The organism is Flavobacterium sp. (assembly GCF_020217025.1).
Lineage (GTDB): Bacteria > Bacteroidota > Bacteroidia > Flavobacteriales > Flavobacteriaceae > Flavobacterium.
This window is the reverse complement of sequence record NZ_JAIWOF010000119.1, coordinates 1-10000: the sequence shown is the minus strand read 5'-3', so window position 1 is coordinate 10000 and position 10000 is coordinate 1. Positions and strand designations below refer to the sequence as shown.

13 protein-coding genes and 1 tRNA gene are annotated in these 10000 nt (G+C 33.0%); 6 read left to right on the top strand and 8 right to left on the bottom strand.

All coding sequences use genetic code 11. The annotated features are described in order from the left end of the window. The 5 genes from LDL23_RS05930 to LDL23_RS05910 form a co-directional block, all read left to right on the top strand. Positions 1 to 437, top strand: a 437-nt coding sequence (locus tag LDL23_RS05930) for an alpha-ketoglutarate-dependent dioxygenase AlkB (protein ID WP_291264886.1), incomplete at its 5' end; no start/stop codon positions are given. A gap of 139 nt (positions 438 to 576) precedes the next feature. Continuing rightward, positions 577 to 858, top strand: a complete 282-nt coding sequence (locus LDL23_RS05925; protein ID WP_026724523.1) for a TIGR03643 family protein — start codon at positions 577 to 579, stop codon at positions 856 to 858. A gap of 141 nt (positions 859 to 999) precedes the next feature. After that, positions 1000 to 2859 (top strand): peptidase M61, encoded by a 1860-nt coding sequence (locus LDL23_RS05920; RefSeq protein ID WP_291264885.1) that lies wholly within the window; start codon positions 1000 to 1002, stop codon positions 2857 to 2859. 155 nt (positions 2860 to 3014) lie between these two features. Beyond that, positions 3015 to 3737, top strand: coding sequence for a DUF4369 domain-containing protein (locus LDL23_RS05915; protein ID WP_291264884.1), 723 nt, complete (start codon positions 3015 to 3017; stop codon positions 3735 to 3737). A 137-nt stretch (positions 3738 to 3874) separates the two neighbouring features. Next, on the top strand, positions 3875 to 4294 hold the full coding sequence (locus tag LDL23_RS05910; protein WP_291264883.1) for a hypothetical protein: 420 nt from the start codon (positions 3875 to 3877) through the stop codon (positions 4292 to 4294). A 157-nt stretch (positions 4295 to 4451) separates the two neighbouring features. Here LDL23_RS05910 and LDL23_RS05905 read toward each other — a convergent pair. From LDL23_RS05905 to idi, 6 genes are all read right to left on the bottom strand, one after another. After that, a tRNA-Thr gene (locus LDL23_RS05905) sits at positions 4452 to 4525 on the bottom strand. A 75-nt stretch (positions 4526 to 4600) separates the two neighbouring features. Then, on the bottom strand, positions 4601 to 4870 hold the full coding sequence (locus tag LDL23_RS05900; protein ID WP_291264882.1) for a hypothetical protein: 270 nt from the start codon (positions 4868 to 4870) through the stop codon (positions 4601 to 4603). A 57-nt stretch (positions 4871 to 4927) separates the two neighbouring features. Then, complete coding sequence (locus LDL23_RS05895; RefSeq protein ID WP_291264881.1) at positions 4928 to 5887, bottom strand: type I phosphomannose isomerase catalytic subunit; 960 nt, start codon at positions 5885 to 5887, stop codon at positions 4928 to 4930. Between the two features lie 69 nt (positions 5888 to 5956). Then, positions 5957 to 6409, bottom strand: coding sequence for a peroxiredoxin (locus LDL23_RS05890; RefSeq protein ID WP_026724517.1), 453 nt, complete (start codon positions 6407 to 6409; stop codon positions 5957 to 5959). A 1-nt stretch (position 6410) separates the two neighbouring features. Beyond that, on the bottom strand, positions 6411 to 6821 hold the full coding sequence (locus LDL23_RS05885) for a 6-carboxytetrahydropterin synthase (protein ID WP_291264880.1): 411 nt from the start codon (positions 6819 to 6821) through the stop codon (positions 6411 to 6413). A gap of 114 nt (positions 6822 to 6935) precedes the next feature. Next, positions 6936 to 7463, bottom strand: coding sequence for an isopentenyl-diphosphate Delta-isomerase (gene idi, locus LDL23_RS05880; protein WP_291264879.1), 528 nt, complete (start codon positions 7461 to 7463; stop codon positions 6936 to 6938). 299 nt (positions 7464 to 7762) lie between these two features. Here idi and LDL23_RS05875 point away from each other — a divergent pair, with 299 nt between their 5' ends. After that, complete coding sequence (locus tag LDL23_RS05875; RefSeq protein WP_291264878.1) at positions 7763 to 8209, top strand: cold-shock protein; 447 nt, start codon at positions 7763 to 7765, stop codon at positions 8207 to 8209. 111 nt (positions 8210 to 8320) lie between these two features. Here LDL23_RS05875 and LDL23_RS05870 read toward each other — a convergent pair whose 3' ends face one another. Continuing rightward, positions 8321 to 8953 (bottom strand): chloramphenicol acetyltransferase, encoded by a 633-nt coding sequence (locus LDL23_RS05870; protein ID WP_291264877.1) that lies wholly within the window; start codon positions 8951 to 8953, stop codon positions 8321 to 8323. An 83-nt stretch (positions 8954 to 9036) separates the two neighbouring features. Then, positions 9037 to 10000, bottom strand: a 964-nt coding sequence (locus tag LDL23_RS05865; RefSeq protein ID WP_291264876.1) for an NAD(P)/FAD-dependent oxidoreductase, incomplete at its 5' end; no start/stop codon positions are given.

Sequence of the window (10000 nt, the reverse complement as noted above, 5' to 3'; positions counted from 1 at the left end):
TTGCCCAACCCAGATTAACTTGTTTATTCGGAAATGAGGGTAAACCGTATTCGTATTCAGGCTTAACGATGCACCCAAACGCTTGGAATCCAACTTTGATGTTCATTAAAGACAAAGTAGATCAAGTGGCTAATCACAACTTCACCACTGTTTTAGCTAATTTATATCGAAATGAAAAAGATAGCAACGGGTGGCATGCGGATAACGAAAAAGAATTGGGCAGAAATCCGATTATTGCATCGGTTAGTTTTGGCGAAGAACGCAAGTTTCAATTGAAACACATTACCAATTCGGAAGCAAAAATGACCTTGAATTTAAACCACGGAAGTTTATTATTGATGAAAGAAGACAGCCAAATTCACTACAAACATCAAATCCCGAAAGCTACTCAACCTAAAAATGCAAGAATAAATTTAACGTTTAGAACAATTTTATAAATATTCACTAAAAACAACTAGCAACTTTCGAATAATTTTAAAAATTTCAAAAAAAGCAATTGGCATATTTTTTGAATTTATTTTTTTATTAATATTGAATAATAAACCAATAAAAAAAGTAAGAATTAGTATTCATCTGATGAGAAAGAAGAAAATTTCAGAATTCGACAACGAAACATTAGACAGAGTTGTTGCAATGGCTCAAGAGGAAAAAAAGCCTTTTGAAGTATTAAAGGAAGAGTTTGGAGTTTCAGAAAATGAGGTTACCGAATTAATGCGCAAAAGATTATCCAAAGACAATTTTGAACTTTGGAAAAAGAAAGTGACTGCTAGTAAACCAAAACCAAAACCAATAAAGTACAACGAATTGGAAGATGAAGATTTAGATAGCAAATATTACTTTAAAAATAAATTCGACTAAAAATTAAAGCTCTTATCTAATTTAAGAGCTTTTTTATTGGCACTTACTTGAAAAGATTAAAACAATTCGATAAAATTTCCAAACGCGAATTGTAACAATAATTCTATTTTCTCTACTTATAAACAATTCAATCTACACAAAATGAAAAAAATAATGCTTTCCCTTGCTTTCGTGGGATTTTTATGGAGTTGTAGCCCAACTCAAACGACTACCAAACAAAATGATGTTGCCGTTACAATCGATTTAATCAATGTAAAAGACGACAAAGTAATGGTAACCGTTACGGCTCCAACAATTACAACAGAAACGGTAACCTATCATTTCCCTAAAACAGTTCCTGGAACCTATTCAGAAGACGATTATGGACGTTTTATTGAAAACGTAAAAGCTTTTGATGCTAAAGGAAATACGCTTAAAATTGCGAAAATAGATGAAAACTCTTATTCTATTTCTGATGCTACTAAATTAGCTAAAATCACTTACTTGGTTAACGATACTTTTGATACAGAAGGCGGTGCTGGATTTGGTGAAAGCGAAGACGTTTTCTCTCCAGCAGGAACCAACATCAATGCAGGTGCAAACTTTATGTTGAACACGCACGGATTCATTGGATACTTCAAAGGAAAAGAAGAAACGCCATACAAATTAACCGTTACACATCCTGAAACGTTAATGGGAGTTTCCGCTATGACAGATGCCGATGCAAGTGCTACATCAGATGTGTTTTACATGCCTAAATATGCAAATTTGGTTGAAATGCCTATTATGTATTCAAAACCAGATTTTACTTCGTTTATGGTGGATGATATGGAAATCATCATCAGCGTATATTCTCCAACAGGAAAATATACAGCCAAACAAATTACGCCAAACATGGAAAACATGATGAAAGCGCAAAAACGTTTCTTAGGTCCTATCAACACTACAAAAAAATATGCTATTTTATTGTATTTATCTGACATGAAAGCAAAAGACGCTAAAGGTTTTGGAGCTTTAGAACACCCAACATCTACAACAGTGGTTATGCCAGAAATGATGGGATTAGAAATGTTACAAGAGCAATTAAAAGACGTAGTTTCGCACGAATTCTTCCATATTGTAACTCCATTAACGATTCATTCAAACGAAATTCAATATTTCGACTTCAACAATCCTCAAATGTCAGAACATTTATGGATGTATGAAGGAGTTACCGAATACTTTGCTAACTTATTCCAAGTAAATCAAGGCTTAATTGACGAAAAAGAATTCTTTGAAAGAATGGCAGGCAAAATTGCACAATCACGTCAAATGAATGACAACATGAGTTTTACTAAAATGAGTAAAAACGTATTGAATGCACCTTACAAAGACCAATACTTAAACGTGTACCAAAAAGGAGCTTTAATTGCGATGTGTGTTGATATTTTAATTAGAGAAAACAGCAACGGGCAGAAAGGAATTTTAAACCTAATGCAAGAATTAGCTAAAGAATACGGAACTAAAAAAGCATTTAAAGACGATGAGTTATTCGCCAAAATAACGGAATTAACCTATCCAGCGGTTGGTGAGTTCTTAAAAAACCACGTAGCAGGAGAAACTCCAATTCCATACGAGCAATATTTCGCTAAAATGGGAGTTACTGAAGCGTCAATTGAAGTAGCAGGAAATCCATTCTTAAAAGGACAAAGAGAACCTTACATTACGGTAAATCCTAGCACAAAAGAAATCATGATTTTACCTGAAATCGAATTGAACGTGTTTATGACCACTTTAGGATTAAAAAACAACGATACCCTTTTAGCTTTCAACGATAAAAGTTACAACTTAGACAACATCTACGATTTAATCATGGCGAGTATGAACTGGAAAGATGGTGACGCTATTACCGTTAAAATTAAAAGAGACGGCAAAGAGCAAATGGTAAAAGGAAAAGTAGTAATGCCAAAAGAAAAACAAGACGGCTACCAATCAACGGATGCGACTAAAAAAGCAGTTCGCGAAGCTTGGTTAAGAGGTTAAATTTAAGTTTGAAGAGACACATATCTTGATTCTTGAAATTGATATTGAAATTGATATTGAATTTCGCAATTGATATTGCACTTGAAAATCCTCAAAGTACTTAGTATTTTGAGGATTTTTTTATTTACTTTGCGAACACAAATTAAAAATTCACGATGAAGAAGATAGTTTTAGCCGTAATTGCCGTTATCACATTAGTAGCTTGTAACAAAGAAGGAGCTTCTGATGCTAATGTTCACATCACAGGAGATGTAAAAGGACTAAGTCAGGGAAAATTATATTTACAAAGAATACAAGATTCTACTTTAGTAATTTTAGACAGTATGGTAATCAATGGTGATTCTAAGTTTGAAAGTCATATCAAATTAGACAGTCCAGAAGTATTATATTTAACATTAGATCGCGGACAAACTAACTCAGTAGACAATAGCTTACCATTCTTTGCAGAACCAGGTGACATTAAAATTGAAACTTCTTTAAAAGCGTTTTTCTCAGAAGCAAAAATTACAGGTTCAAAAAATCAGGATTTGTGGATGAAATTTGACAGCATTAATAAGCGTTTTAACGAAGAAAATTTGGTCTTAATAGAGAAACGTTTAAAAAACGAAATAAAACCAAATCCGACTACAGCAGATAGCATTGAGCAAGCCTATCAAAAACTTTTAAAAAGAAAATACCGTTACACCGCCCATTTTGCTGTAACAAACGGGAACAAAGAAATTGCGCCTTATTTAGCACTTTCAGAAATTGCTGACATCAACACGCCTTATTTAGACACCATTCAAAAAAGCATGACGCCAGAAGTAGCCAAATCAAAATACGGAAAAATGCTTAACGAACATATCAAGGAAAGAAAAACTTTAGAAGTACAGAAATAAAAAAAGCGGTCAGAAATTGACCGCTTTTTTTTATGTTATATTTAAAATTGATTTTTATATTTATAAAATATTGATTGATTATAATTCTAAAAAAAGAGATTCTTAAAATAGCAGCAAGCATTTAAAAGCAGATTAAAATGAAACATAAATTAATATTAATATCAATTATAATATTGCTAAGTTGTAATAATACAACTCTTGATAATAAGAACGAAAATCAGACTTTTTTTGTTGAATTCTTCTATCACAACAAAGGAGCTAAATACCCTATGAGATATACTTGTGGGAAATTAATAAGTGGTAAAACTGATAGTAAACCAAATTATAAAAAAATCAATAATAAGGAGTTTACTGAAAAAGTAATTTCATATTATAATGATTTAAAAGGCGCTAAAGATGAAAGATTCGATGCTAGAATACATTTTCTAGTACATTCACAAAAAGGAGTTGATACTATTTGTATGGGTGAGACTTTTGGGATTGTTGTAAATGGAGTTACAAAAGAAGATTCAGAAGAATTTATCAATTTTATCAAAAATACAATTTACAAAGAATAAATATAGTTTAACAACTTAAGCATTCAACTTTCAGAAATCCACAGCTCCCGTACGAATCCTTTCGCGTGGTAAATATTAAAAACAACATTAAAACTCAAAGACAAAACACCACAAAAACAAAAAAACCACCACATTTCTGTGATGGTTTCTACTTTAGAGCCGATGGAGGGACTCGAACCCACGACCTGCTGATTACAAATCAGCTGCTCTAGCCAGCTGAGCTACACCGGCAACTCTATTGCGGTGCAAATATAGTTCTGAAATTTAAATTTCCAAAAAAAATCTGCACTTTTTTATCGCAATTTTTTAGTTTAATCCGTTTATTTTCGCAACAAATTGATTTGCAGCCGCTTCGTAATCCTTACGGATTTGTTTAAAATGCGCTTTTTTGTTCTCAACGTCTTTTTGATTCGCTCTTGTCATTAAAGTATCAAAAGTTTCGTAGATTTCATCAACTAATTTATCAGATGCTTCAGTTGGTTTTCCAGCTGTAGACATTTCCCAAATGTAAACGATGTTTACAATATCCCCTAAAACGTAGTTGATTTCTTTTTTCAAGTTTTTAACGCTTGCCATTTTGTATAAATTTAAAATTTGAAGCAAAATTACACAATATATTTTGTTCTCAATACATTATATCGAAATTTCTAGCAAAGTAGCCTTTCCTTTAACTGTTAAGTTTTCAATACAAGCCGGAATCAAAATCGTGTCGCCCATTCGGTAACGCAAGATTTCTCCATTTACAATCATTTCAAATTGGCCATTAGTACACATGAAAACAGTGAAAGCTTGTTGGGTTCGTTTCCAAATAAAACGATCTTGTAAGGCAATAATATTAGTAACAAAATAAGGACAATTTACCACTGAAGCACTTTGATTGGCTTCTTCCTTATATTCAATTTTAGAATGAGTGGCATTGTAATTAATTGCTTCTAAAGCTAAATCTGTATGCAATTCTCTTCCATTTCCATTAGCATCTACTCGATCCCAATCGTAGATTCTGTAAGTAACATCACTCGTTTGTTGAATTTCAGCCACCACTACTCCTGCTCCAATAGCATGAATGGTTCCGGTTTCTAAAAAGAAGACATCACCTTTGGAAACGGGATATTCATTTAGTAAATCAATTAGATTTTTATTTTCTAAATGCGCTAAATATTCTTGCTGATTGGAATCCTTTTTAAATCCAACAACCAAACGTGCCGATTCATCCGCTTGCATCACATACCACATTTCGGTTTTCCCGAAAGAATTATGACGTGCTTGAGCTAAAGTATCATTGGGATGCAATTGAATCGATAAATCTTCTTTCGCATCAATGAATTTAAAAAGCAATGGAAATTGTTTCCCAAAACGAGAAATAACCGATTTTCCTAAAATGTCTTCCGGATACAAATCGATAATTTCATTGATGTTTTTTCCTTTTAAAACGCCATTACTAACCACACTAATGTCGCCAGGCACGGTTGAAATTTCCCAACTCTCGCCCGTAGTTTCAGAAACTATGGGCTTGTTGAGATAAGTTTTCAACTTGGTTCCGCCCCAAATGCGGTCTTTAAGTATTGGTGTAAACGTTAAAGGATAAAACTTCATAGTCAAATAGTGAAGTACAAAGATGCGAAAAAAGTATTAAAATCCTAAAATTTAGAGTTATTGGATTTATTATTTTGCCTTCTGAATGGCTTTTAAAGCTCTTTCAATATGATTTTTCGCACTCATACTATCAAAAATATAAATACAATAGCCTTTAGCATCAAAAACATACGTTACGCGACCAGGTAATAAACCTAAAAGCGCCGTTGGAACTCCAAACAAACGTCGTAATTTTCTATCTGCATCCGAAAGTAAGATGAAAGGTAATTTGTATTTCTGTTGGAAACTTTGATGTGAGCTAGCAGAATCACCACTAACACCAATTACTTCAGCACCTAAATCCTGAAAATCTTGATAGGCGTCTCTAAAACTACATGCTTGCGTAGTACAACCTGGTGTAAAATCTTTTGGATAAAAGTAAATCACAACGGGTTTTTCATGAATTTCATGACTATCAAAAGCAGTTCCATCCTGCTTAGTAGCTTTAAAATTGGGTAATTTATCTCCTATTTGAATCGCCATATTACAAACCTTTATAAGTTACAAAATTGCGTGGTGTTTCGTAAAGTGTAATTTCCAACTCTTTATCAGCAGCAATTAAAACGCGAAGTTTATGCCAAATGATATAAGCGATATGTTCGGCGGTTGGATTTAAATCTCTGAATTCTGGCACATCTTCATTCAAATTTTTATGATCAAACGCTTCTTCGATGTGTTCTTTAATTAAATCAGATAAGATTTTTGTATCAATCACATACCCTGTTTCCTGATCCACTTCACCTGTTACCGAAACAATCAATTCATAATTATGTCCATGAAAGTTCGGATTGTTACATTTTCCAAACACTTCCTGATTTTTTTCCATAGACCAATCCTTGCGATACAAACGATGCGCAGCATTAAAATGGGCTTTTCTTGAAACAGTTACTCTCATAGCAATTTAGAATTTAGAAATTTGAATTCAGAATGTCGTTTTATATTTAAATTTTAAGGAATACGATTTTAAAAATTTCTCTTATTTATTCAATCTGTGTTCCCTAAATGAAATTTACAATTTATGATCTTCCAGATAATGATAAAACTCGTCAAATATGATTTTAAACCAAACGGTATAAGAATCTGGATTAACAACCATATCTTCTTTGATAGCTTCAATAGTCATCCACTTCCAACTTTCTACTTCATCTGGATTAATTATCGGCGCTTCATTATAGTGTCCAATCATTACATGATCCAATTCGTGTTCGGTTAAACCGTTATCGAATGGTGCTTTATAAATAAAATGAAACAATTCTTTCAATTCAGCTTGAAAACCCATTTCTTCAAACAAGCGACGTTTTCCAGCTTCGATATTGGTTTCGCCTGCACGTTGATGACTGCAACAAGTATTCGTCCACAAAAGCGGTGAATGGTATTTGTGATGCGCGCGTTGTTGCAACATCACTTCGTTTTTATCATTCAAAATAAACACGGAAAAAGCTCTGTGCAAAACGGCTTTTTCGTGAGCTTCCATTTTATTCATGAGTCCAATCGGCTCATCTTGTTCGTTGACTAATATTACTTGTTCTTCTATCATAAGGTTTTATAATGCTTGTCAAAAATACGAAAAAAGAAAGGATTGAAAGCTAGTTTTTGAGTTTGTGATAAGTTTAACGTGTGTTGAATAAGTGAATTCCAAAAAGCACTCAAACTTAAAAATGATATGTTTTCGTGAAGTGAACGTTTTTTTCACTACCTTTGTCACATTAGTAATGATATCAATTTCTTCTCGCAATACTTTGAATAAAAGTACTTTATAAATTTTTGTTTATTCGCTTGTGTGTTTTTATCCTTTTACTTTTAAAACAAATACTAATTTAAATTATTTAAAATTTAATGGCTAGACCACAGGAAACCTTTAACAAAAAAGAACAAGAAAAACTTCGAGCAAAAAAGCGTAAAGAAAAACAAGAAAAAAAAGAAGCTCGTAAAGCCAATCCAAAATTATCTGGAGAGGATTTATATGTCTATGTAGACGAAAACGGGCACTTAACAAGCACTCCTCCAGATCCATCAAAAAGAATTGTAGTAGATGTTGAAAGCATTGAAATTGGTATCTCTAGAAGAACCGAGGAAGAAGAAACACCAACAGAACGCAGAGGAACAATCGATTTTTTCAACGATTCTAAAGGTTTTGGTTTCATTAAAGCAGTTGAAACAGGAGAAAAATACTTCGTACACATCAGTGGTTTAATCGACGATGTTAAAGAAGGTAACTTGGTAACGTACGATTTAGAAAAAGGCGCTAAAGGCATGAATGCTGTAAACGTTAAAAAAATATAATTCCCCTTTTTATCCCAAAAATAAAATCACAGTGAGAGCTGTGATTTTTTTATTTCCCTAAACTCTCCAAAATTTTCAACGCACTCTTTTGAAAATGAATCGCTTGAAAAGCTATTGTTTTGCATTAAGTTGATTTTGAAATTCGTTTAAATATTTTGCTATGTGAAGACCATCAACTAATCCATGATGCGCTTCTATAGAAATCGGCAACATTCTTTTTCCATCTCGAACTGCAAATTTTCCAAAAGTTATTTTAGGAACAGACTCTTTTCGATCAATGTTAGTTGGATGCAATAATCCACTAAATGAATTCCAAGGAATAGTTGAATGACGAATTAAATCTTTTTTGATATCATCGTTGTTAAGCCTTAATCCTGAACAATTTTTAACTTCCAAAATTTCATTATTTAATTCCGCATTAAATGTTTCAAAATCTTGAGAAAAATTGACAAACCCAAAACCGAAAGTTTCATCTTCTCTTGCAATTGTTATTCCTGCATGAATTTTGTCAAATACTATTATTTCATTATCAATAATTCTATATTTTAGTTCCTCAACAGAATTAACAGCAATCATTGATTTATGCAGATAACTTGCAAAGAATGATATACCCTTTTCTTTAGAATTTTTATAACATTCATCGCAATCAACTTCAGTAACTATTCCAAAAATTGGACTATCCATCTTAGAAAAAAATTCAAAGTGTTCTTTTCTTTTCCAACTAGATAAGTCAATTTTTTTCATTCGTATTTTACTTTAAATTATTGAATTGGTCATTTTTATAAACAATTACTAAAAATAATAAATAATTCGTATTTTGTAAAATATTATTGCCCTAAACTCTCTGCAATTTTCAAAGCACATTTTTCACCATCAATTGCTGCCGAAATAATGCCACCAGCATAACCAGCTCCCTCTCCACAAGGATACAAACCTTTGATTTGAACATGTTCCAATGAGAAATTATCTCTTGGAATTCTAACTGGAGATGAAGTTCTACTTTCTGGCGCGTGTAAAATGGCTTCATTTGTCATGTAACCTCGCATTGATTTTCCAAATTGCACAAAACCTTCGCGCATGATTTGAGTTAAAAATCCAGGAAAAACTTGACCTAATTCTACCGAAGTAGTTCCAGGAACATAGGATGTTTTTGGAATGTCTTTTGAAACTTTATTTTGAGTAAAATCAACCATTCGTTGCGCAGGAACTTTTTGAGTTTCTCCCGCCAAATGCCATGCTTTTTGTTCGATAGCTTTTTGAAATTCCATTCCCGCTAAAGGTCCAAACTTTTCATAAGGTTTGAAATCTTCCAACTTTAATTCCACCACAATTCCAGAATTTGCTGTAGCTTGATCACGCTTTGAAGGTGACCAACCATTGGTAACGACTTCACCTGGAGCCGTAGCACAAGGCGCAATGACACCACCAGGACACATACAAAACGAATACATCCCACGACCATTCACTTGTTTCACAATCGAATAAGGTGCTGGCGGTAAATAATCGCCTCTAAAATCGCAGGAATATTGAATTTGATCTATTAATTCTTGTGGATGTTCTGCACGAACACCTAACGCAAAAGGTTTCGCTTCGATATGAACGCCTTTTTTATGTAATAATTCAAAAATATCACGAGCGGAATGTCCAGTTGCCAAAATAACTTTGTTAGCCGAAATAACATCACCATTTTGAATGACAACGCCTTGCATTTCGTTATTTTTGATAACAAAATCAGTCACACGAGTTTCAAACAATACTTGTCCGCCACAGGCAATGATTTTCTCACGAATA

Coding starts and splice junctions, on each gene's coding strand:
- LDL23_RS05925 (WP_026724523.1), top strand. CDS start 577: ATGAGAAAGAAGAAAATTTCAGAATTCGACAACGAAACATTAGACAGA.
- LDL23_RS05920 (WP_291264885.1), top strand. CDS start 1,000: ATGAAAAAAATAATGCTTTCCCTTGCTTTCGTGGGATTTTTATGGAGT.
- LDL23_RS05915 (WP_291264884.1), top strand. CDS start 3,015: ATGAAGAAGATAGTTTTAGCCGTAATTGCCGTTATCACATTAGTAGCT.
- LDL23_RS05910 (WP_291264883.1), top strand. CDS start 3,875: ATGAAACATAAATTAATATTAATATCAATTATAATATTGCTAAGTTGT.
- LDL23_RS05900 (WP_291264882.1), bottom strand. CDS start 4,870: ATGGCAAGCGTTAAAAACTTGAAAAAAGAAATCAACTACGTTTTAGGG.
- LDL23_RS05895 (WP_291264881.1), bottom strand. CDS start 5,887: ATGAAGTTTTATCCTTTAACGTTTACACCAATACTTAAAGACCGCATT.
- LDL23_RS05890 (WP_026724517.1), bottom strand. CDS start 6,409: ATGGCGATTCAAATAGGAGATAAATTACCCAATTTTAAAGCTACTAAG.
- LDL23_RS05885 (WP_291264880.1), bottom strand. CDS start 6,821: ATGAGAGTAACTGTTTCAAGAAAAGCCCATTTTAATGCTGCGCATCGT.
- idi (WP_291264879.1), bottom strand. CDS start 7,463: ATGATAGAAGAACAAGTAATATTAGTCAACGAACAAGATGAGCCGATT.
- LDL23_RS05875 (WP_291264878.1), top strand. CDS start 7,763: ATGGCTAGACCACAGGAAACCTTTAACAAAAAAGAACAAGAAAAACTT.
- LDL23_RS05870 (WP_291264877.1), bottom strand. CDS start 8,953: ATGAAAAAAATTGACTTATCTAGTTGGAAAAGAAAAGAACACTTTGAA.